The sequence below is a fragment of the Candidatus Spongiihabitans sp. genome, from assembly GCF_965237845.1.
Lineage (GTDB): Bacteria > Pseudomonadota > Gammaproteobacteria > Arenicellales > Poriferihabitantaceae > Spongiihabitans.
In genome coordinates this window covers 2,423,436-2,445,344 of the sequence record NZ_OZ250154.1, presented here as the reverse complement: position 1 = coordinate 2,445,344, position 21,909 = coordinate 2,423,436, and the positions used below count along the sequence as shown (strand labels likewise).

Here is a 21,909-nt window from a genome sequence, read left to right as displayed (position 1 = left end):
GGCATTAAAGAGAAAATGATTTATCTGGACTCACGACGCCGGCAACAGGTCTTGCAATATTTCATCGATAAATAAATAGCCCGGCTCAGTGCATCGAATAGTTTCATCGGTTATTTCCACCCATTTTTGGTTAATTGCGCGTTGCAATGCGGTGATAGCCAAATTGCCGGGAAGCCCGGTGCGTTGTTGCAATGCCGTTAATTTGATGCCGTCTTTGAGGCGCAGGGCGTTCATCATGAATTCGAACAGGAGCTCTTTTTGCGGCACTGGGTTTTCCATTTTATACGGCGTATTGTTTTCAATATGCGCCATGTAGGTTTCAGGATGTTTTTGTTTCCAGCTGCGCACAACGCTGCCATCGCCGGTTAATTTAGAGTGGGCGCCAGCGCCGATGCCGAGATAGTCGCCAAACTGCCAGTAGTTTAAATTATGTTTGCATTCGCGGCCGGGTTGGGCATATGCCGAGACTTCGTATTGTCGGTAGTCGTGTTGGTGTAATGTATTTTGCAATGCAGTTTGTATTTCGATTTGCTGATCGTGGTCAGGGAGTCGGGGCGGGAATTGATAAAAATAGGTATTAGGTTCGATGGTCAGTTGATAAAAAGATAAATGCGTTGGTGAGTAGCTGATGGCGCGCAGACAATCCTGTACCGCCATTTGCGCGGATTGATCAGGTAAGCCATACATCAAATCCAGGTTAAAGTTTTTAAACCCCGCGGTCTTGGCCGCTTGTATCGCGTTTTCGGCAGCGCTGGAATCATGAATCCGGCCGAGGGTTTTTAATTGTCGGTCATCAAAGCTTTGTACGCCGAGGGAAAGCCGATTAATGCCAGATTCCAGATAAGCCTCAAATTGATCGTGTTCAAGCGTCCCAGGATTGGCTTCCAGCGTGATTTCAATATTGGCATCCAATGCTATGCGCTGCTTGATTTGATCCAAAAGCATTGAAAACGATTTTGCCGAAAACAAACTCGGCGTGCCGCCGCCTATAAAAATGGAAATCAATTTTCGGTCTTTGGTTGCAGCCGCAACATCGACATCAAGATCGGCATCAAGGTCACTTAGCAATGCCTTGATATATTTTTCCTCATGTTTTTTCGCATTGAGCGCGCCCTTCAGTGCGTGGGAGTTGAAATCGCAATACGGGCATTTTTTAATGCACCACGGAAAATGAATGTACAGGGACAGGGGAGGAGCGAGCATTAGCTGACAACATTTATCGGGTGACCGCTTAACCATTTACCTAAAATTTCCGTAATTTGATCGACCAGACGCTGTCGGGATTCTCTGGTTGCCCAGGCATTGTGTGGTGTAACGATCAGGTTTGGGGCATCTTGTTGCAATAAGGCCGGTTGTAATAATGGCTCAGAACTTGGAGGCGGTTCCTCGCTTAAAACATCGATTCCCGCGCCTGCAATTTGCCCTTTTTTCAGCGCATTTACCAACGCCTCCGAGTCTATGATTGCCCCGCGCGCGGTGTTAATAATAATGGCATTGGATTTCATGCGATTAAATTCATTTTCCCCAAGCAAATTCAGCGTATCCGGCGTGAGCGGGCAATGGATCGTCAGCACATCGGAATCAGCGAGTATTTGCTTAAATGAAATCCTGCCGGACTCCTTTTTACCTCCTGGCCTTTGACATATTTGGACAAACATTCCAAACGCTTTAGCGATCTCAGCGACTTTTTTGCCCAAAGCGCCATAACCAATTATTCCCAAAGTTTTATTCTGGATTTCGACGATCGGATAGTCGAGCAAACAAAATACATTGCTGTTGCACCATGCGCCCGCTGCTACAGCTTGATGATATCGAAATTGATTGGTCAATAAATTGAGCATCAGCGCAAAGGTGTGCTGAACGACAGCAGGGGTCGCATAATGTCTGGCATTGCAAACGGTGATGCCTGTTGCGCGACATTCGTCGAGATCAACATTATCGGTGCCGGTTGCGGCGATCATAATTAGTTTCAAACAATTTGTTGATTCGAGCAAATCCTTATTCAGTTCAACTTTGTTTGTAATTATTATTTCACGCCCCTTTATCCGGTGTTTAATTTGGGCGGGCGATGTGCTGGCATAATCGGTCCATTCAACTGGATGTTGCAGAAGTTTTTTCAAGTCGATATCCCCTCGGTCGAATGAGTCTTTATCGAGAATCACGCCTTTCATTATGGTTTTTTCACAGCCGAGCGTCCAAACGCTGTTGAAGTAATGGTTTATTTTCGGTAGTGTGTTGTTTCGATATCATTATTTTGGCTAAACGATAAAATCGTTTAGCCCAGCACCTCAAAACAATACCATGATTAAGTTGATGCAATGATAATTTTTGAACACGAATCGAATAAAAATAACCATGGTTGAATACAATAAAAAACAGTGCAAATTATTTCTTAGACTACTCACCAAGGAAGACCGCGAACGGCTATTGAAAAAATCTGTCAGTAAGAAGTTCAAGAAAGGCAAGTACATCGTTCGGGTCATGGATCGCGATACCAATTTATATCTAATCAATGCTGGACGTGTAAGAGTTACCCTTTTTTCCAATGAAGGCAAGGAAGTCAGTTTCATTGACATTGCGGCTGGCGGCAACTTCGGGGGGTTTTCAGCGATCGATGGAAAACCGCGATCGGCTAACGTGATTGCGTTGTCCGACACAACAATAACCATTGTGTCGCCGAGCGACTTTCTCAAGATATTGCAAAAATATCCGGCTGTTTGTATTGAAATGCTCCAGCAACTGACCGGGATAGTGCGACAATTGTGCGATCGAATTTTTGAGTATGCCACTTTGGATGTAAGCAAGCGGATTCACGCACAACTGCTGCGTATTTCAAAAGAAAATTTGGACTTTGATGGTGTCGCTCGAATCAATAATCCTCCCACTCATGCAGAACTCGCCAGTCGAGTAAGTTGCACCAGAGAGGCGGTAAGCCGCGAGCTAAAAAAACTGGAAAAAGCGGGGTTAATTAAGCGTCATCGAAAACGGCTTATTATTGAGGATTGTAAACGATTGCATGAATTGGTTGAAGGCGTTCCTGAAAGTTAGCTTGTTGTGAACCATTCGCCAAAGTTGAGAGCGCCAAGGCGTATAGTGCCAAGGATTAGGGAATACCGCCCCAAATTAATCAAAATCGGCGACAACAAATCAGCTTCGGTGGCACTCATATTACGTAATCTGGATACCGATCCTGAAATGTTCTTCATACAAAGAGCGGAAAATAAAAATGACCCATGGTCAGGGCAAATCGCTTTCCCAGGTGGCAACTGCGACCGTTGGGACGAAGATATCGCCGCAACCGCACGGCGGGAAACCGATGAGGAGGTTGGGATAAGGTTACCGGCTAATGCGCTGCTGGGGCGTCTGGATGACCAACCGGGCAGGAATAATAATCGGGATATTTCATTGATTATCAGTTGTTTCGTTTTTAATCTCGACTCGCCCCAAGTGGTCAGTCATAGCCCGGAGGTGGGCGATAGTTTCTGGATCAAGGTTGATGACCTGTTACACCCGCCAGCATTATCCGCCCAAATCCAATACCAAACCGTCTGCGCGGAAAAACCATATCCCGGCATTCAGTTTCGGTCAGGAAAAGTATTATGGGGACTCACCTATCGTTTCGTAAAAATGTTTCTCGATGCCATTGATTCGTGATCTGCCTTATTCAGCCCGGTTGGTTATTTAGCCGAATGCGCTGCGGAACTAACATTTTTAAGATCCTGGCTCGCCTGAATCAATTGGATGATGCTGATGACATTGACTATTTCCGCATAAAATTTGAAAAATTATAATTTTTACTCAACGACTTAATGGGGGAGGATTCAAGCGCATAATTCAAGGATACTTTTGAATTTTGGTGTCAGTTTATTCAAGCATAACGAATTGTTATACACTAAATCAAGAATTTACATTAACTTATAAGGGCGCGAAAACCTTCATTTCCCTTAAAAATAGACGATTTTTACCCTCTAAACCCCCTATTTCTTTCTTGACAGAGTATGCACTCGCCCATATAGTGTTGAAAAGTGGGAAATTGTGGGGAATTTTTCACATCATCCAGGGTTGATAACTATGATTCGCGGCGCAAATACACTCAATCTCGACGATAAAGGCAGACTGGCAATTCCAAGTAGATTCCGCAATGCCCTTATGGATCGTTGCGGCGGCAAAATGATTGTTACAGTGAATAATACCAAAGAGCATTGCTTATGGTTATACCCTTTGGACGAATGGGAATTGGTTGAACAAAAAATTGTGGCATTGCCCAGTTTCGATGCAAATCACCAACGGCTAAAACGATTTTTACTGGGTTATGCCAGTGATGTGGAAATGGATGGCAGCGGCAGAATATTATTGCCAGCTCCATTGCGGGAATTCGCAATGATGACAAAAGCGGTGCTGCTTGTTGGTCAGGGAAACAAATTTGAGATTTGGAGCGAACAGCTGTGGAATGCTCGTCGGAGTCAGTGGTTGCAAGAAGAAATGGATCTGGAAAATTTATCGGTGGAGATGGAGCAACTTTCCCTATAGTCAGCATGATAGCCAACATGAACGCATCAGCCCACATCCCGGTGTTGTTAAAAGAGGTCGTGCAGGCGCTCAATATTCCCGACAGTAAAATAGTTGTGGATGCCACCTATGGTCGTGGCGGTCATGCCCGGGCGATCTTCGGCGCGCTTGCCAGCCACGCCCGATTAATTGTTATCGATCGTGATCAAGACGCGATTGACCAGGCATTGTCAAAATGGCAAAACCAAGATCGCATTGAAATTATTCATGCTCCATTTTCGAAGCTTTCCCAAATTCTGGGAGAACGTAATTTGATCGGAAAAGTGGATGCGCTCCTGTTTGATTTCGGTGTTTCCTCGCCTCAATTTGATGTGGCCGAGCGAGGATTTAGTTTCAATCATGATGGGCCGCTTGATATGCGAATGGATCGTAGTGTCGGGATGACTGCGGCTGCCTGGATAAAACAGGTCGAAGAGAGTGAGCTAATTCGAGTATTAAAAGTGTTTGGCGAAGAAAGATTTGCCCGAAGAATCGCCAGAAGAATTAAACAAACTTTGTTGAAAAACCAAATTAGCTCTACTGGACAATTGTCGAAACTTGTGTGCGAAGCTGTTCCTGCAAGGGAAAAAGGCAAGTACCCATACCACAAAGGGCATAAACACCCTGCAACCCGAACCTTTCAGGCTATTCGTATTGCGATAAATCAGGAGTTGCAGGAAATTGAATCTGTATTGCCCGATGCGCTGGAGGCGTTGGCTTCGGGAGGGCGTTTGGTTGTGATCAGTTTTCATTCCCTGGAAGACAGACTGGTGAAACGGTTTTTTCGCAACCAGTCCAAAGGCGACCCCTATCCCCATGATTTGCCGGTTACCCATGACATGCTAAAACCGCGATTAAGATTGGTCGGCAAACCGATAAAGCCGGGGATGAGCGAATTAAAACAAAATCCCAGAGCAAGAAGCGCGGTTATGCGCACCGCTCAAAAGGTTGCATAGGGCGGGGATTAACTAGAAGCCACTATGAGCAAACCATCTGTTTTTATGCTGATTGTGGTGCTGGCCAGTGCGTTGTTCGTGGTCACCGTCCGCCACGAAAATCGGTTGTCATTTATTGACCTGCAAGAAATGGAGAATCAGCGCAATCAGTTACAATCCGAGTGGGGCAGGCTGATGCTGGAAAAAGCAACCTGGGCCATGGAGAATAACATCGCTGATGACGCTGGCACTAGATTGGGGATGCTGCCGCCACCGCCGGAGCAAATTATTACTGTGCAGATGGCGGGGGACCAATTGAACAGCGCCTTCAATAAAGGCATGTTCAATAAAGGCACGCGCTCAATAAAGGCAATGGGGGCGAAGGGTGGCTAGGAATACAACCACAAAGGCTCCATCGGTTTTACCCTTCTGTTGTTTATTTTTTGGATATACCCAAACCATAAGGGCATAAAGGGCATAAACCGACATGAATAAAAAAAATAAACATTACAGAGGGTTATGCGTAGCACCAAGAGAGTCATGCATGCGAAGCTGGCGTCGGCATGTGGTGCTTGCGTTGATGATTTCTGCTTTTACTGTTCTGGCGCTGCGGGTAGTGCAGTTGCATACCGAGGAAAATGAAAGTTTACGGGTTCAGGGCGATAAACGATATATGAGGACAGTAAAAATCTCCCCGCAACGAGGGCGAATTCTGGATCGTAACCGGCGGGTGTTGTCGGTAAGCACGCCAGTAGATTCTCTTGCGGCGGAACCCGGTATATTTTGCACGGATCAATCATTGTGGCAACCGATGTTGGAAACCATCAATCTTGCCAAAAAGAATTTACAGCAAAATTGCGAAAAATTTGCTGATGCCAGCTTTATGTACGTCAAAAGACAGCTGCCGCCTGCTGTAGTGGAACAGGTTATGGCTATGAAAATTCCGGGCGTGGAAGTACGCAGGGAATACAAGCGTTACTATCCCGGAGGGCCAGTAAGCGCACATTTAATCGGGTTCACCGATATCGATGACAATGGGCAGGAAGGTTTGGAGCTTGCTTTCGATACTGAATTGAAAGGCAGGGCAGGCCGTAAACGGGTGCTTAAGGATTTAGCCGGACACTATGTTGAAATCGAGGAAAGTATTCAGCAGGTTCGGCATGGCAAGGATCTGGTAATTACTATCGACCAACGAGTGCAGTCTCAGGCAAGTCGTTACCTTGAATCTGCAATCAAGAAACACGATGCCGTCGGCGGCAGCGTTGTTGTGCTTGGGATTCCGAGCGGGGAAATAATTGCAATGGTCAATTCACCCCAGTTCAATCCCAATGACCGCAGTTCAATGACCCCGGGCGTGTTTCGAAACAGCACCGTTACTAATGTTCTGGAGCCGGGTTCCACTGTCAAACCATTTACCATTGCCATGGCATTGGAAAGCGGCGAAGTTGGCCCGGATACCATGGTGGACACTTCGCCGGGGCGCTATCAGGTTTCCGATCATACCATACGCGATGTGCATGATTACGGCGAGATATCGGTGTTTGATGTTGTGGTCCATTCCAGCAACGTCGGCTCTGCCAAATTGGCATTGGCGTTTCCGTTTGATGATTTATACAACACCTTTGAGGATGTCGGGTTTGGCAGTCGAACCGGAAGTTTGCCAGGGGAAATTTCCGGGGTGTTGAAAAAACGCACGCGAAAAATTGAGCATGCAACGTTGGCTTATGGCTATGGATTTTCCTCGACATTATTGCAGTTAGCCAGAGCCTACACGGTGTTCGCAACGGACGGCGTGTTGCTGCCGGTAACGCTGCAACCGAGAAAACCAGGCTATCGCGCAATCGGCAAGCGGGTTTTTCATACGCAAACTGTAGCCAGTATCCGCGCAATGCTGGAGCAGGCTGCGACGCCGAATGGCACTGCGCGAAAAGCACAAATCCCGCGTTATCGTATCGGCGGAAAAACCGGAACCACCCTTAAAATAATAGACGGCAGCTACAAAAATAAACGCTATGTTTCTCTGTTCGCAGGCTTGGCGCCGATAACCGACCCTAAATTTGTGATGGTGGTTGCTATCAATGATCCCAGAGGAAAATTTTACTACGGAGGAGATGTTGCCGCGCCGGTGTTTTCAAGTTTGATGGCGGATTTGATGCGTTTGTATAACGTTAAGCCGGATGATATTGACGCATCCAAAATTACTTCCATACCCAAAAAAGAGAATAAGGTTTGAGGAAACGAATAGCGCAATGCCGATGATTAATCATCAAAAAGCCAGTCTGCATGAAACTGGTCTGCATAAAGCGGGCCTGCATAAAGCGGGCCTGCATAAAGCGGGCCTGGCAAATCCGTCGGCAACAATTTGGTTAAGTGAATTGTTGGCGGGATATGCTGAAGTGGAGCAAGGCCATGATTGTCTGATTGCGGCGCTTCAACTCAGCAGTCAAAGGGTCGGGTCTGGCGATATGTTTATTGCGCTGCCGGGAATGATAACCGACGGGCGGGCGTATATCGATCAGGCATTGGCTAATGGCGCGGCGGCTGTGTTGTTCGAAAAGATCGGTGCCAGCCGTAGTGCCTTGCTAAAGGACTCGGTCAAGCAGGACGCGCTGGTGATTGGCATAGAAAACCTGCAACAAAAACTCGGGATAATTGCGGCGCGGTATTTCGGTAATCCGTCCAAGAATCTGAAAATGATTGGAATTACCGGTACCAATGGCAAAACCACGACCGCTTATTTGATCGCCCAGGCATTGGAATTGCTCGGCATACGGTGTGGTTATTCTGGAACCATCGGCAGTGGATTCGTTAGCGATCTGCAACATTCGGAATTGACGACTATGGATGCGATATCCATTCATGAACAGTTGTTCGAATTTTTAGCCAACCAGGCTGGCGCGGTCAGTATGGAAGTCTCTTCTCATGGACTGGAGCAGGGCCGAGCCAATGGCATCGATTTCGATATTGCCATATTCACAAATTTAACCCAGGACCATCTCGACTATCACCAATCCATGACCCGCTATGGCGACGCCAAACAAAAGTTGTTTGAATTCGCCTCGCTCAACGCCGTGGTAATAAATAGTGACGATAATTTTGGCCGTGAGCTGCTGCAATTATGCAATTGGCGGGGTCAAGGACTAACCTGCGTTAGCTACGGCATGAAGTCTGGAGAGTTGCAACCGGTTGAATTGGAAACGGATGACCAGGGAATACGGTTTAAATTGGCGTTTCAGGGCCAGCGGAGCCGCCAACAGATTCATTCAAGGCTGTTAGGAGAAGTTAATGTACCGAATATTCTTGCCGCTATCGGTTGTCTGTTCGCAATGGGTTATGCAATGGGTGCAATAGCAGAAGTTGTTGCCCACATCGCTGCGCCGCCAGGGCGAATGGAAGTGTTTAGCAATCGTCCGGCCCAGCCTGCGGTGGTGGTGGATTATGCGCATACACCGGACGCACTGGAGCGTGCGCTTAAATCCCTCAAATCACTGTGTCGCGGAAATCTGGTCGTGGTATTTGGCTGCGGCGGTGACCGCGATCAAGACAAACGAGCGCAAATGGGCCGGATTGCACAATCAATCGCTGACCGAATCATCGTAACCGATGACAACCCGCGTACCGAACCGTCCGCACAAATTATTGAACAAATAAAACAAGGATTGAGCCAACCCATTACGGTCATTCATGATCGTAGACAAGCAATGGCGGAAGCGATTAAATCTTCCAATCAAGATGATTTAATTTTGCTGGCGGGAAAAGGTCATGAACACACTCAGACAATCGGCAATGCTGTTAACCCATTGAGCGACCGGGCAATGGTTCCAGAACTTCTTGAGGAGCTGACATGATGGCGCTATCGGAAGCCGCCAATATCGTTCAGGGAAAACTATACGGTGCGGATGCGCTGTTCACGACGGTTGCCACGGATTCCAGAACTGTCGATCGGGGAGACTTATTTGTTGCCATCCCGGGAGAAAAATTCGATGGTCACGATTTCGTCGCCCAGGCGAAAAAGAAAGGGGCGGTAGGGGCCATGGTTTCCGCTGCCGTGAATACCGATTTCGCTCAAATTGATATGCCCAAAATCAAAGTCTCGGATACCACGCAAGCACTCGGGCAACTGGCAAGCCACTGGCGTTTGCGCTTCGATATTCCGGTGCTGGCGATTACCGGCAGCAATGGAAAAACCACAGTCACCGCTATGGCCGCATCGATATTGAATCAATGCGGAAATTGCTTGTTCCCGGAGCGAAGTTTTAACAATCAATGGGGCGTACCGTTGACATTGCTTAAATTAAATGAGAGCCATGATTTTGCGGTCATCGAAATGGGCGCCAACCACATTGGGGAAATCGCCACCCTCAGTCGCTTAACCCGGCCGACGATTGCGTTAATTAATAATGTTGCCCCAGCCCATCTTGAGGGACTGGGTAACCTGCAACAAATTGCTCAGGCAAAAGCAGAAATTTTTTCCGGATTAAAGGAAAACGGGACTGCGGTGATTAACGCAGACGACCAATTCAGCGATCAATGGTTGGCTCAGGTCAAGCCTCAGTTAAAAACCGGTCGAGTGATTTCTTTTGCGATGGAAAAACCCGCAGACCTGACCGTAACTAATTTGCGCCTCGGGAGTTATAAAAGTTTAGACCGGGCGCCAAGCCGTAGGCACCAAACAGGGTCCAAACAAATAAAGACTCGGCGCTCGACCCAAAAAATATTATCCGAAGCGAAATCTGAATGGCTGACAAGCCGTTTCGATTTGCACATTGTTGATGAACAGCATGATGAACAACACATCGCCATCAATCTAACCTTGCCGGGTCGCCACAATGTAATGAATGCCCTGGCCGCCGCCGCAATCTGTTACGCCGCCGGCGCCACGATACAGTCCATAAAAACCGGGCTTGAAAACATGCAGGCAGTGAGTGGTCGGCTGAATCCGAAGCAGGGGCTTATGGGGTGCATGGTGATCGACGATAGTTATAACGCCAATCCCCAGTCGATTAAGGCCGGCATTGATGTGCTTGCAAATTTCGACGGGGTAAGGATTTTGGTTTTGGGTGCTATGGCAGAACTCGGAAAAATGAGCAAGCAACGACACAATGAAGTGGGTCGCTATGCCAATAAAAAGCGCATGGATATTCTCATGTGTCTGGTCTCCCAAGATAATAATGGGAGTGATAACAATGCCAGGGATTACGCGCATGGTTTCGGCAAGGGCGCTCAGGTTTTTGAAAGTTTGGACGATTTAGTGGCTGAATTGAAGGGCAATTTAAGTGACGGCGTGGCGGTTTTGGTCAAAGGGTCGAGGTCGTCGATGATGGAGCGAGTGGTTGCCGAAATTATCGAAGCCGAAGATTTTGAATATGGACAGGATTATGGACAGGATTATGGACAGGACCATGGGCAATTGGATCATCGAGAAGGGACTAAACCATGCTGACCTGGCTGTTCAACAATCTTTCTCAGGACTATAGTTTCTTCAATGTATTTCGATATCTGACATTTCGCGGCATCTGCGGCGTACTCACTGCCATTGGGATATTTTTTATTTTTGGGGCGACGATGATTCGAAAACTGAGTGACCACAAAATTGGCCAAACTGTCCGGGCAGACGGGCCGCCCATGCATTTCAGCAAAGTCGGCACCCCGACAATGGGCGGCGCTATGATATTAATTGCCGTAGTCGTTGCCACGTTGTTATGGGCGGATTTGACCAACCGATATATATGGGTGATTTTATTTACCACCATTGCTTTTGGTTTGATCGGTTGGGTTGACGATTATCAAAAACTAATCAACAAAGATCCCAAGGGGATGGGAGCGCGCAATAAATTTCTGCTGCAAAGCGTTTCTGGATTGATAACCGCCTTTTTTCTATTTTATACCGCGCGGTCTCCAGCGGAAACCGCGTTGCTGGTTCCGCTGTTTAAAGACGTGGCAATTCCACTGGGTTGGGGATTCATAGTACTTACTTACCTGGTTGTGGTTGGAACCAGTAACGCCGTGAATTTGACCGATGGATTAGATGGCTTGGCGATTATGCCGGCCGTCATGGTGGCCGGGGCCTTAGGGGTATTTGCATACACCACCGGAAACGCCAATTTTTCGGGATACCTTGGAATTCCTTATATTGCTGGCGCAGGAGAGGTGCTCATATTTTGTTCGGCGCTGGTCGGAGCAGGTCTCGGGTTTCTATGGTTCAACACCTATCCGGCTCAGGTATTTATGGGAGACATCGGCGCGCTTTCCCTCGGTGCTGCGATTGGTATTGTCGCGGTAATTGTGCGCCAGGAAATTGTGCTGATGGTGATGGGCGGGATATTTGTCATGGAAACCGTGTCGGTCATTTTGCAGGTCGTCTCTTTTAAATTGATAGGTCGCCGACTGTTTCGCATGGCGCCGATCCATCATCATTTTGAATTGAAAGGGTGGCCTGAGCCAAAGATTATTGTGCGTTTTTGGATTATAAGCCTGATCCTGGTATTGATCGGATTAGCCACATTGAAGGTGCGCTGAGGAGTTGGGGTATTGAACATGGCAAATTCCATTCAACCGAACAATGATCGGATTCTGGTGATAGGACTTGGGTCAACCGGTTACTCGGTGGTCAAATATCTGGTGAAATCAGGGATGCAGGTTACTGTGGCGGATTCGCGGGAGTTGCCGCCGTATCTGAAACAGGTCAAAGATGAATTTCCGAGTGTGGAAATTATCACCGGACAGATACCATATGCGTGGTTTGGGAGTTTCAATCAAATAGTCACTAGTCCCGGCATTGAAATAGAGCGGCAAAATTTCAGCAATGGGGGAGCGCTAATCGGTGATATTGAATTGTTTGTCAAACAGGCCGAAGCCCCGATCATTGCGATAACCGGCTCCAATGGCAAATCCACCGTGACCATGCTGGTTGCCGAAATGATGTTAGCCGCGGGGCTGAAAGTAAAAACCGGCGGCAATATTGGAACCCCGGTTCTGGATTTACTCGACCATGCATTACCCGATTATTATGTCCCTGATTATTATGTCCTGGAGTTGTCCAGTTTCCAGTTGGAAACGACTTATTCGTTGAACGCCTGTTCAGCTACGGTGCTGAATATTAGCGCAGACCATATGGATCGATACCCCACTCTGGATGATTATATTAATGCCAAGAAAAGAATATTTGAAAACGCCAACAAGGTAGTGGTTAATCGGGATGATGTACTCACAAATCCCCGGCCATGCCAGAATACTTCGCAGAATACTTCAATGACCAGCTTTGGTTTGGATGCTCCCCAGGCGGCCAATCAATTCGGTGTGGCGGAGTCAGGCAATTCACGATCGCTGTTGCACGGTGAAACCCTGCTTGCGCGGGTAGAACAAATTACTCTCCAGGGCGAGCAAAACATTGCCAATATTCTGGCCGCGATGGCGCTGGTGGAAACTGCCGGGGTTGAGTTGAATCCGGTGGTGATTAATGCCGCGCTTAATTATGGCGGGCTGCCCCATCGTTGTGAAATTGTTGCTGAAGTCAATGGGGTAAAGTGGATTAATGATTCCAAAGGCACCAATGCCGGTGCAACCATAGCGGCGATTACAGGCTTTTCGCAGGACCTCATTTTAATCGCCGGGGGCAAAGGCAAGGGGGCTGATTTCTCGCAATTGGCCCAGGTCATCAAAGAGCGTGTAAAGCACACCATTTTGTTTGGCGAGGACGCAGGAATAATTTTCGAAAGCCTTGATCAATCAGTGCCCAGCACCCGGGTTGATTTATTGGAACAAGCGGTAGTTCATGCGAGAAAATTAGCGCAATCAGGCTCGGTGGTTTTGTTTTCTCCGGCTTGTGCAAGTTTCGACATGTTCGACAACTACGAACATCGCGGCAATGTTTACAAACAACTGGTTTGGGAGCTGGTGCATTGAATCGCCCCGTTTATAAATTCTTTGAACGTGACACCGAGTATAGGTTTATTAAAAGTTCGTTGTTTAATTCATGCTCGTGCTCGTTCCCCAAAATATCAGGGTTGCGAAGTGAGTCCAGGAAACAACATGTTAGCTAACCAGGCCGCAATAAACCGCACCGCAATGAACCGCACCGCAATGAACACCAGGGCAACCGCGTTTCAAGCGAATCGTGTAAGCGAAGTTTCATCCTATGACCAATGGTTAATGTTTACGGTGATTGCCTTGCTGTCCCTGAGCGTGGTCATGGTTTATTCCGCAACCATAACGGTTGACAGCCGCACTTTGGATATCAACTTCAACCCTCTTATTAAACATCTATTGCATATTGGCCTGGGGAGCGTACTACTTTTCATGGCCGCCTCGATTCGAATGAATTGGCTTGCCGCAGCGAGCAAGGCATTGTTGCTGATTGGATTGCTGTTATTGGTTGTAGTGCTTTTCCCTGGCGTGGGCGTGGAGGTCAACGGCAGTATTCGATGGATCGATTTAGGGGGTATCCGATTTCAACCGTCTGAGTTTATGAAGATCGCCGGGATTATTTATTTCGCCGACTACCTAGCGAGGAAGCGCGAAGATTTGCATCTATTCAAAGTCGGCATTATCAATACTGGTTTGGTAGTAGGGGCAATCGGAGTATTGCTTCTTCTTGAACCTGACTTTGGCACCGCTGTGGTGATAACCACTGCCATTGCAGGAATGATGTTTTTAGCAGGGGTTCGTTTCTGGCATTTCCTGATCGGTCTCAGTATGGTTGTCATGCTACTGGCTTCCATTATGTGGATGGAGCCCTATCGGGTAGCACGATTGTTAAGTTACCGGGATCCCTGGGCCGACCCATATGGTAATGGGTTTCAATTGATTCAGGCGCTAATCGCAATTGGTCGGGGTGAATGGTTTGGCGTCGGCCTCGGCAGCAGCATTCAAAAATTGTTCTATCTTCCACACGCAAGCAATGATTTCCTGATTGCCATCATCGGTGAAGAATTGGGGGCGGTAGGTATCTTCGGCGTATTAACGCTTTTCACGTTGTTATTGTTTCGTGCGTTTGCTATCTCCCATAGAGCACTGCAGTTGGGGCAGCGGTTTTCAGGCTTTCTGGCACAGGGTATCGGCCTGCTGTTCGCTTTGCAAGCGGGTGTGCATATCGGCGTGAATACCGGATTACTGCCGACCAAAGGAATAACCTTGCCGATGATGAGTCACGGCGGCAGCAGTATGTTAATCAGCATGGCTGCTGTGGGATTGTTGTTTGCAGTTGATCGACAAAGCAGGCCACAGCCCGGAGGTCGAAGATGCGAAGCGCCCGATCAAAAATAAGGACCGAGGCAAGTCGAATGATGATTATGGCAGGCGGAACCGGAGGCCATGTCATCCCGGCATTGGCAGTCGCTAAAGAACTGATGCATCAAGGGGTGGAAGTGAGTTGGATTGGAACTCGGCAGGGCCTCGAAGCCAGGTTGGTTACAGAAGCCAGCATCACCTTCGATCCCATCAATATAAAAGGGCTGCGCAAAAGCGGTGTGATGCGAAAAATATTGATGCCGTTTATGCTGGTAAAGGCCATCGTACAAACGCTGTACGTCATATTAAAGCGCAGGCCAAAAGCAATTTTAGCGATGGGGGGATTTGTTTCCGGTCCGGGTGGCTTAGTGGCTGCGGCGTTGAGACTGCCGATTGTCCTGCATGAACAAAATTCAGTGGCCGGGCTAACCAATCGTTGGTTGTCCCGATTTAGCCATCGAATATTAACCGGGTTTCCTTCTGCCGACGGGTTTAGGCAGTTTCAATGGACCGGCAATCCGGTGCGGCCGGAGATTTCAAATATTCCGGCCCCTGAAATCAGACTGGCCAATCGCAAACAGCCGTTGCGGTTATTGATCGTTGGCGGTAGTCAGGGCGCCGATGTATTTAACCAGCAGCTTCCAAAACTATTTGCCACTCACCCGATGCCCGATGTTGATATTTGGCATCAAAGCGGTAAAAAAGATCAAAATGGAATTGGCGCGGCTTATTTGGAAGCAGGAATAGGCTGTCAGGTTTCCCGCAAGGGGATACTTAAAATAAATGAATTTATTGATGATATGAAGGCCGCTTACGAATGGTGCGATATCGTCATTTGTAGAAGTGGTGCAATGACCGTTTCTGAAGTCTGTTGCGCAGGAGCCGCGGCCGTTTTTGTTCCTTATCCTTATGCCGTAAATGACCATCAAGCCAGGAATGCTTCCTATTTGGTTGGCAATAATGCAGCCTATATGGTGCTTGAGGAGCAGTTTGTTCAGGGTCATTGGCTAAAAATTTTGACTCGATTTGATAGCGATCGAAAACTGCTGATTGCCATGGCCAAAGCCGCGCGAAAACTGGCAAAACCCCGGGCAACCGATGATGTGGCGACAATATGCTTGGAGGCGATGCATGCGTGACTTTGTCCAACATATACATTTTGTCGGCATCGGTGGCATCGGCATGAGTGGCATTGCCGAAGTATTGCTTGATCTGGATTTTCAGGTTTCCGGGTCTGATTTATCAGACACCGCAATCCTGGAGCGACTTCGCCAGGCCGGCGCTACCATATATATCGGTCACGATGGAATGAATATCAAAGGCGCTGATGCGGTCGTCGTTTCCAGCGCGATTGACGACAACAATAGCGAAGCTGTCGCGGCCAGAGACAACAGAATCCCGTTGGTTCCACGGGCGGAAATGCTGGGTGAATTGATGCGTTTTCGAAAGGGGATTGCCATTGCCGGCACGCATGGAAAAACCACTGCCACAAGTTTGGTTGCAACGGTGCTTGCCAGCGCCGGCCTTGATCCGACTTTCATCGTCGGCGGTGTGGTCAATAGTGTTAACAGCAATGTGTGTCTGGGTCGGGGCGAGTATTTGGTTGCTGAAGCGGATGAAAGCGATGCGTCATTTTTACATTTGCAACCGCAGATAGCAGTGGTGACCAATATCGACCATGACCATATGCAAACCTATGACGGAGATTTCAATCGCCTGAAACAGGCCTATCTCGATTTCCTGCATAATTTACCGTTCTACGGCCTGGCAATCCTGTGTTTCGACGACCCTAATATCAGAGAGATCGCAACCGCGATACGAAGACCCATTGTGAGTTATGGCACCTCGGAGGGGGTTGACTATCGTGCAACCAACATTGTTCACAACGGTAGGGAAAGCGCCTTTGAAGTGATTCGTTTCGGCCAATCAATCGGCCAATTCAATTTGGCTCTGCCAGGCAGGCACAATGTGTTGAACGCTTTAGCGGCAATTTCAATCGCATACAAGTTGGGTTTATCGGCTCAGTCCATCGGCACAGCGTTGTCTGGTTTTCAGGGCATCGGCAGACGTTTTCAACCACTGGGCGAGGTTCGGATTGGCAGTCATAGAGTGGAAGTCATTGACGACTATGCGCATCACCCGACCGAATTGGCCGCAACCCTGCAAGCGAGCAAGGATTGCTGGCCTGAGCGGCGGATTCTAGTGGTGTTTCAACCCCATAGATTTTCCCGTACCCGAGATTTATTCGACGATTTTGTTCAGTTGCTGGCAGGGGTTGACCATTTAATCATCACCGAAGTTTACCCCGCCGGTGAGCAGGCCATTAGCGGAAGTGATGGTCGTTCTCTTTGTCGAGCAATCCGCAAGCGAGGCAACGATCCGGTTTTTGTGGAAACATTGGAAGAGTTGAACGCGGTGTTGCCGAATATGGTTCAAAGCGGTGATTTGTTGTTGACTTTAGGCGCTGGGGACATCGGCCGATTTGCCCAATCGTTGGCAGACCGATCACCGCCGCCGATTCCAATTACAAAGGAGGCAGCCAATGATGCCGCCAATGAAAAATAGGCAAGTCAGCAATCTGCCAGATTTCTCCCGCAAGGGGATACTTAAAATAATGCGCGGGTTGAAGGGTCGGTTATTGATCGACGAGCCCATGTCGCGGCATACCAGTTGGCGCATTGGCGGCATCGCTGACTATTTTTATACCCCGGAGAATAAAGCGGATTTAATACAGTTGCTTAAACAATTACCGCCACAGATTCCGCTGCACTGGATTGGCTTGGGCAGTAATTTATTGGTGCGTAACGAGGGTGTGCAAGGGATGGTGATTCGAACCTCCAAGGGTCTGAGTGAGTACGAATTAATTGCGCCTGATCGGTTGTGCCTTGAGTCAGGTGTATCTTGCGCCAAAGTCGCCAGGGTCGCAGCGCGCAATAATTTAACCGGCGTGGAATTTTTAGCCGGGGTGCCTGGCTCGTTTGGCGGCGCACTGGCTATGAATGCCGGTGCGTTTGGCACAGAGACCTGGCAATGGGTTGAGCAGGTGGAATGTGTGGACCGGCACGGGCAGTGCAAAAAGATTCAAACTAAAGACCTGAGTTACGGTTATCGCCAAGTTGCGTTACCGGAAGACTGCTGGATCCTGAGCGGCACACTCGCATTAGGGTTAGCGGATAGCGGGTACAGTGGCAAGGATAAAATTCGCAGTCTGCTGGAAAAACGCAGTGCATCGCAGCCGATACAAAGTGCAAACGCCGGTTCAGTGTTTAAAAATCCGCCCGCGGACTTCGCGGCAAGATTAATTGAAGATGCCGGGCTCAAAGGGCACACAGTAGGCGATGCGGCAATCTCAGAAATACACGCTAACTTTATTGTGAACCAGGGCAATGCAACATCCGCGGACATCGAACAATTAATCAACATTGCTCGAGACCGGGTGAACCAACACAGCGGTATAGAACTGGACCTTGAAGTCCGAATTATCGGGGGAGAAAAATGAATTCATTATCTTCCCGCAATCTTTCGGATAGGGCTTCCGAGTTGCAACAGACCCCTGCCGACCTGGTTGTGAACACACGGCCACGCTGGATAATGCTAATGGCAGTCATATTACTGACCTCGCTCGTGGTGCTGTTTGTCGCTGATCGATTGTTTGATCCGCAAAAATTTCAGATTAAAGAAATCGAAGTGCATGGGCGCTTTAACCATGTCGATGGCGCACAAGTGAAACAGATTGCTGAAGCAACACTCGAAGGCAATTATTTTTCCGTTAATTTGCGTCGGCTCGAAAACGAAATAAAGCAAATTCCCTGGGTATTTTCCGCATCGCTGCGGCGACAATGGCCATCCACCATTATGGTTGATGTGGTGGAAGTTCAACCCGTGGCCAGGTGGGGAGAGGGCAAGTGGCTTAATTTTACCGGAGACCTGGTTGATCGTCAGCACGGGGGCGGGAACAAAAGCAACCATGATTTGCCTTTGCTGTATGGTTCCGCCGACCAAAAACAGATCGTTTGGAAAGCGTTTCAGCAATGGTCAGAACAATTTTCTTCCAACGGCTTAGCCCTCGAACAACTGAGTTTGGATTCAAGAGATTTATGGCGGCTGAAACTTTCTATGGGAGCGCTGGCGTTGAGTGGGGGGCAATCTACTCAAGGTTCGGGGCAAATAATCGACCGGCCCGCTAAAGTGACTATGGTGGTGGACAAAGCCAATGCATTTCCCCGCATTGAACGGTTTATTGAAGCGTTGAATCAGGAACTTATCGTTCAATTTCCGCAAATGAAAACCATTGACCTGCGCTATCCCAATGGCTTTGCGATTAGCTGGCAGGGCTCTCAATCCGTTGCACAAAATATTACCGAATCGGGGTTTACCTCGCACCCTTAATATTTTTTAAGAACAAACTTAAACATAGCCAATACTCGATGCCACGTTCAAAAAATAACTAAACGAGGCGCGACTAGTCAATATTATGCCGAAGAAATCAAATAATAATCTGGTGGTAGGATTGGATATTGGGACCTCCAAGGTTCTGGTTGTCGTGGTTGAAGTAGGACCGACCCGGACAATGGAAGTCATTGGTGTCGGCCATCATCCGGCAACAGGCTTACGAAAAGGCGTGGTCGCCAATATTGAATCCACCGTGCAGTCAATCAAACGGGCTGTGGAGGAAGCAGAATTAATGGCGGGTTGCCAAATCTATTCTGTTTACGCAGGCATTGCAGGAGCGCATATCCGCAGTATCAATTCACACGGCGTTGTTGCGATTAAGGACAACGAAGTCACACAAAGCGATAAAGAGCGAGTGATCGATGCTGCAAAAGCGATGGCTATCCCTAATGATCAGCGTATTTTGCATGTATTGCCCCAGGATTTTGTGATCGATGGGCAGGACGGGATTCGTGAGCCGATAGGGATGTGCGGCGTGCGCATGGAAGCTAAAGTGCATATGATTACCGGTGCGGTCAGTGCGGCGCAAAATATTGTGAAATGTATCCGTCGTTGCGGGTTGGAAGTTGATGACATTATTCTCGAACAAATTGCTTCCAGTGAAGCGGTGCTCACCGAAGATGAGCGTGAACTTGGTGTTTGCATGATCGACATCGGTGGTGGCACAACCGACATAGCGATTTTTACCGAAGGCGCCATCCGTCATACCGCGGTCATTCCGGTTGCCGGCGATCAAGTGACCAACGACATCGCCGTTGCTTTTCATACGCCGACTCAGGCGGCAGAAGATATCAAGAAAAAATTTGGTTGCACACTGGTGCAACTGGTTGATGAAGGGCAAACCATCGAAACACCGAGCATAGGCGGACGTCCACCACGAACACTATCCCGACGAAACCTTGCAGAGATTATTGAGCCGAGAATTGAAGAATTACTGTTGTTGATCCAGGTCGAAATACGCAAAAGCGGGTTTGAAGAAGTCATTGGATCGGGCATTGTGCTTACCGGGGGCAGTTCACGTATTGAAGGGATGATAGATCTGGCCGAAGAAATTTTTCACTTGCCGGTGCGCCAGGGATTGCCAAATTATGAAGGGGGTCTCAGTGAAGTGGTGTGCAATCCAATTTACTCCACCGGCATAGGGCTTGCACAATTTGGATATGCAAACCGCAATCAGATGCAACAACAATCACATAAGCCTGGCGTTGTGACATCTATGGTGGAGCGGATGAAAGGCTGGTTTAAGGGCAGTTTTTGATGATTGCAGATTTTATTGGCAAATTCTATTTCGGAGATTAAGTGTCTCAAACGACTTAATTTTTTAATGTTTACTCTTACGCCTCGAGTGGTTATTTTTGGTTCGGGCGCGAGCATGCCTTGTAAGAAGAATAGTACCAAGCGCTCTAAGGCTCGGTGCTCGAATCCTTACAAATATTAATCGAAGTACACACGAGGAGGAAATAAAATGTTTGAACTAGTAGATACAGTTAGTCAACAAGCGGTGATCAAAGTCATCGGGGTGGGCGGCGGCGGCGGCAATGCCGTAGAACATATGCTCACCGCTGATCTTGAAGGCGTTGATTTCATAAATGCTAATACCGATGCCCAAATGCTGTCGCGATCAAAGGCTGACACTGTTTTGCAGTTAGGCGAGAATTTGACCAAGGGGCTGGGGGCGGGTGCAGATCCAGAGATCGGACGCCAGGCGGCGGCGGAAGATAGCGATCGCATCGCTTCGGCGATTGATGGTGCAGATATGCTTTTCATCACCGCAGGGATGGGGGGTGGAACCGGCACCGGCGCTGCTCCTGTGATTGCCGAGCTGGCCCGGGAAAAAGGCGCGCTTACGGTAGCTGTGGTCACCAGACCGTTTCCGTTTGAAGGCAGTAAACGCCAAACCATTGCTGACCGGGGTATTGAAGAGTTACAAGAATACGTTGATTCTTTAATCACCATTCCCAATGAAAAAGTTTTAGCGGTCATGGGACAGGAAGCCTCTATGGTAGATGCATTCAACAAAGCCAATGAAGTTTTGTTCAATGCGGTTCAAGGAATTGCAGAACTGATCACCCGACCGGGATTGATTAATGTCGATTTTGCCGATGTCAGAACTGTGATGTCCGAGATGGGTATGGCGATGATGGGTTCAGCGACCGTGAGCGGTGAAAACCGGGCCATTGAAGCGACCCAAAAAGCAATATCCAGCCCGCTTCTCGAAGACATCAACTTACATGGCGCCAAAGGCCTGTTGGTTAATATAACCGCAGGCCCAGATATGACTATCGGTGAATTCGAAGCGGTGGGTAATGCAATCCATGAATACGCTGCGGAAGATGCCAACGTGGTAATTGGCACCGCTTTCGATTCGGCCATGCAGGGAGATCTTCGGGTTACCATGGTGGCGACAGGTTTGATTGATCCAAAGGCAAAAATCGCGCCACTTGAGAATGGGGAGAACTCGGCGAAACCGGTTCAGGCAGTCGAAGGCGTAGAGCGTAAAATGGAGCGAGTCCTGCCGCAAAAGCGATTTGCAAGAATGGGCGAGAGAACCGCAGAAGCGACCCAATTAGATATGTATGATATTCCTGCCTATTTAAGGAGGCAGGCGGACTAATGCAAAGGATTGTAAAAAGTTGTAATAAGTCATTTCAATCGTGTGCAAGACAGCAGGGGGTATGAAGTGGGGGGAATATTAAAAAAATTTAATAAAGCCATTTATCAAATAGTTTTGGTGTAGTATTCGCCC

At 48.2% G+C, this 21,909-nt stretch carries 19 protein-coding genes; 17 read left to right on the top strand and 2 right to left on the bottom strand.

Going from position 1 to position 21,909, the window contains the following annotated elements; translation table 11 throughout:
* Nucleotides 1–30: 30 nt before the first annotated feature.
* Nucleotides 31–1,203, bottom strand: a complete 1,173-nt coding sequence (hemW, locus tag ACPXXB_RS11640; RefSeq protein ID WP_423907603.1) for a radical SAM family heme chaperone HemW — start codon at nt 1,201–1,203, stop codon at nt 31–33.
* Complete coding sequence (locus tag ACPXXB_RS11635; protein WP_423907601.1) at nt 1,203–2,171, bottom strand: D-2-hydroxyacid dehydrogenase; 969 nt, start codon at nt 2,169–2,171, stop codon at nt 1,203–1,205. The genes hemW and ACPXXB_RS11635 overlap by 1 nt, the downstream gene beginning before the upstream one ends.
* Before the next feature lie 184 nt (nt 2,172–2,355).
* Here ACPXXB_RS11635 and ACPXXB_RS11630 point away from each other — a divergent pair, with 184 nt between their 5' ends.
* From ACPXXB_RS11630 to ftsZ, 17 genes are all read left to right on the top strand, one after another.
* A complete protein-coding gene (locus ACPXXB_RS11630; RefSeq protein WP_423907599.1) occupies nt 2,356–3,048 on the top strand; it encodes a Crp/Fnr family transcriptional regulator in 693 nt (230 codons plus the stop codon).
* 45 nt (nt 3,049–3,093) lie between these two features.
* Nucleotides 3,094–3,654 (top strand): NUDIX hydrolase, encoded by a 561-nt coding sequence (locus ACPXXB_RS11625; RefSeq protein WP_423907597.1) that lies wholly within the window; start codon nt 3,094–3,096, stop codon nt 3,652–3,654.
* Nucleotides 3,655–4,071: 417 nt separating this feature from the next.
* A complete protein-coding gene (gene mraZ / locus ACPXXB_RS11620; protein ID WP_423907595.1) occupies nt 4,072–4,530 on the top strand; it encodes a division/cell wall cluster transcriptional repressor MraZ in 459 nt (152 codons plus the stop codon).
* A 17-nt stretch (nt 4,531–4,547) separates the two neighbouring features.
* Nucleotides 4,548–5,504, top strand: a complete 957-nt coding sequence (gene rsmH / locus ACPXXB_RS11615; RefSeq protein ID WP_423907594.1) for a 16S rRNA (cytosine(1402)-N(4))-methyltransferase RsmH — start codon at nt 4,548–4,550, stop codon at nt 5,502–5,504.
* Nucleotides 5,505–5,528: 24 nt separating this feature from the next.
* Nucleotides 5,529–5,876, top strand: a complete 348-nt coding sequence (gene ftsL / locus ACPXXB_RS11610; protein ID WP_423907592.1) for a cell division protein FtsL — start codon at nt 5,529–5,531, stop codon at nt 5,874–5,876.
* 151 nt (nt 5,877–6,027) lie between these two features.
* The gene (locus ACPXXB_RS11605) at nt 6,028–7,716 is read left to right on the top strand and encodes a peptidoglycan D,D-transpeptidase FtsI family protein (RefSeq protein ID WP_423907590.1); all 1,689 of its coding nucleotides are present in this window, start codon (nt 6,028–6,030) and stop codon (nt 7,714–7,716) included.
* Nucleotides 7,717–7,738: 22 nt separating this feature from the next.
* The gene (locus ACPXXB_RS11600) at nt 7,739–9,331 is read left to right on the top strand and encodes a UDP-N-acetylmuramoyl-L-alanyl-D-glutamate--2,6-diaminopimelate ligase (RefSeq protein WP_423907588.1); all 1,593 of its coding nucleotides are present in this window, start codon (nt 7,739–7,741) and stop codon (nt 9,329–9,331) included.
* Nucleotides 9,328–10,926, top strand: coding sequence for a UDP-N-acetylmuramoyl-tripeptide--D-alanyl-D-alanine ligase (locus tag ACPXXB_RS11595; RefSeq protein ID WP_423907586.1), 1,599 nt, complete (start codon nt 9,328–9,330; stop codon nt 10,924–10,926). The genes ACPXXB_RS11600 and ACPXXB_RS11595 overlap by 4 nt, the downstream gene beginning before the upstream one ends.
* Complete coding sequence (mraY, locus tag ACPXXB_RS11590; RefSeq protein ID WP_423907584.1) at nt 10,920–12,002, top strand: phospho-N-acetylmuramoyl-pentapeptide-transferase; 1,083 nt, start codon at nt 10,920–10,922, stop codon at nt 12,000–12,002. Before ACPXXB_RS11595 ends, mraY begins: the two co-directional genes overlap by 7 nt.
* Before the next feature lie 18 nt (nt 12,003–12,020).
* Nucleotides 12,021–13,388, top strand: a complete 1,368-nt coding sequence (murD, locus tag ACPXXB_RS11585; RefSeq protein WP_423907582.1) for a UDP-N-acetylmuramoyl-L-alanine--D-glutamate ligase — start codon at nt 12,021–12,023, stop codon at nt 13,386–13,388.
* Nucleotides 13,389–13,514: 126 nt separating this feature from the next.
* Complete coding sequence (gene ftsW / locus ACPXXB_RS11580) at nt 13,515–14,747, top strand: putative lipid II flippase FtsW (protein WP_423907581.1); 1,233 nt, start codon at nt 13,515–13,517, stop codon at nt 14,745–14,747.
* Nucleotides 14,748–14,764: 17 nt separating this feature from the next.
* On the top strand, nt 14,765–15,850 hold the full coding sequence (murG, locus tag ACPXXB_RS11575) for an undecaprenyldiphospho-muramoylpentapeptide beta-N-acetylglucosaminyltransferase (RefSeq protein WP_423907579.1): 1,086 nt from the start codon (nt 14,765–14,767) through the stop codon (nt 15,848–15,850).
* Nucleotides 15,843–17,276, top strand: coding sequence for a UDP-N-acetylmuramate--L-alanine ligase (murC, locus tag ACPXXB_RS11570; protein ID WP_423907577.1), 1,434 nt, complete (start codon nt 15,843–15,845; stop codon nt 17,274–17,276). Before murG ends, murC begins: the two co-directional genes overlap by 8 nt.
* Nucleotides 17,277–17,325: 49 nt before the next feature.
* On the top strand, nt 17,326–18,210 hold the full coding sequence (murB, locus tag ACPXXB_RS11565; protein WP_423911157.1) for a UDP-N-acetylmuramate dehydrogenase: 885 nt from the start codon (nt 17,326–17,328) through the stop codon (nt 18,208–18,210).
* Nucleotides 18,207–19,100 carry a cell division protein FtsQ/DivIB gene (locus ACPXXB_RS11560; RefSeq protein WP_423907575.1) on the top strand — a complete coding sequence of 298 codons (894 nt, stop codon included), beginning with the start codon at nt 18,207–18,209 and terminating at the stop codon, nt 19,098–19,100. Before murB ends, ACPXXB_RS11560 begins: the two co-directional genes overlap by 4 nt.
* An 85-nt stretch (nt 19,101–19,185) precedes the next feature.
* A complete protein-coding gene (gene ftsA / locus ACPXXB_RS11555) occupies nt 19,186–20,421 on the top strand; it encodes a cell division protein FtsA (protein WP_423907573.1) in 1,236 nt (411 codons plus the stop codon).
* Between the two features lie 207 nt (nt 20,422–20,628).
* On the top strand, nt 20,629–21,777 hold the full coding sequence (ftsZ, locus tag ACPXXB_RS11550; RefSeq protein ID WP_423907571.1) for a cell division protein FtsZ: 1,149 nt from the start codon (nt 20,629–20,631) through the stop codon (nt 21,775–21,777).
* The last annotated feature ends 132 nt before the right edge of the window (nt 21,778–21,909 follow it).

Coding starts and splice junctions, on each gene's coding strand:
- murD (WP_423907582.1), top strand. CDS start 12,021: ATGGCAAATTCCATTCAACCGAACAATGATCGGATTCTGGTGATAGGA.
- ftsW (WP_423907581.1), top strand. CDS start 13,515: ATGTTAGCTAACCAGGCCGCAATAAACCGCACCGCAATGAACCGCACC.
- murC (WP_423907577.1), top strand. CDS start 15,843: ATGCGTGACTTTGTCCAACATATACATTTTGTCGGCATCGGTGGCATC.
- ACPXXB_RS11600 (WP_423907588.1), top strand. CDS start 7,739: ATGATTAATCATCAAAAAGCCAGTCTGCATGAAACTGGTCTGCATAAA.
- ACPXXB_RS11605 (WP_423907590.1), top strand. CDS start 6,028: ATGCGAAGCTGGCGTCGGCATGTGGTGCTTGCGTTGATGATTTCTGCT.
- ACPXXB_RS11635 (WP_423907601.1), bottom strand. CDS start 2,171: ATGAAAGGCGTGATTCTCGATAAAGACTCATTCGACCGAGGGGATATC.
- ftsA (WP_423907573.1), top strand. CDS start 19,186: ATGCCGAAGAAATCAAATAATAATCTGGTGGTAGGATTGGATATTGGG.
- murG (WP_423907579.1), top strand. CDS start 14,765: ATGATGATTATGGCAGGCGGAACCGGAGGCCATGTCATCCCGGCATTG.
- ACPXXB_RS11630 (WP_423907599.1), top strand. CDS start 2,356: ATGGTTGAATACAATAAAAAACAGTGCAAATTATTTCTTAGACTACTC.
- hemW (WP_423907603.1), bottom strand. CDS start 1,203: ATGCTCGCTCCTCCCCTGTCCCTGTACATTCATTTTCCGTGGTGCATT.
- ACPXXB_RS11560 (WP_423907575.1), top strand. CDS start 18,207: ATGAATTCATTATCTTCCCGCAATCTTTCGGATAGGGCTTCCGAGTTG.
- ftsL (WP_423907592.1), top strand. CDS start 5,529: ATGAGCAAACCATCTGTTTTTATGCTGATTGTGGTGCTGGCCAGTGCG.
- rsmH (WP_423907594.1), top strand. CDS start 4,548: ATGAACGCATCAGCCCACATCCCGGTGTTGTTAAAAGAGGTCGTGCAG.
- murB (WP_423911157.1), top strand. CDS start 17,326: ATGCGCGGGTTGAAGGGTCGGTTATTGATCGACGAGCCCATGTCGCGG.
- mraY (WP_423907584.1), top strand. CDS start 10,920: ATGCTGACCTGGCTGTTCAACAATCTTTCTCAGGACTATAGTTTCTTC.
- mraZ (WP_423907595.1), top strand. CDS start 4,072: ATGATTCGCGGCGCAAATACACTCAATCTCGACGATAAAGGCAGACTG.
- ftsZ (WP_423907571.1), top strand. CDS start 20,629: ATGTTTGAACTAGTAGATACAGTTAGTCAACAAGCGGTGATCAAAGTC.
- ACPXXB_RS11595 (WP_423907586.1), top strand. CDS start 9,328: ATGATGGCGCTATCGGAAGCCGCCAATATCGTTCAGGGAAAACTATAC.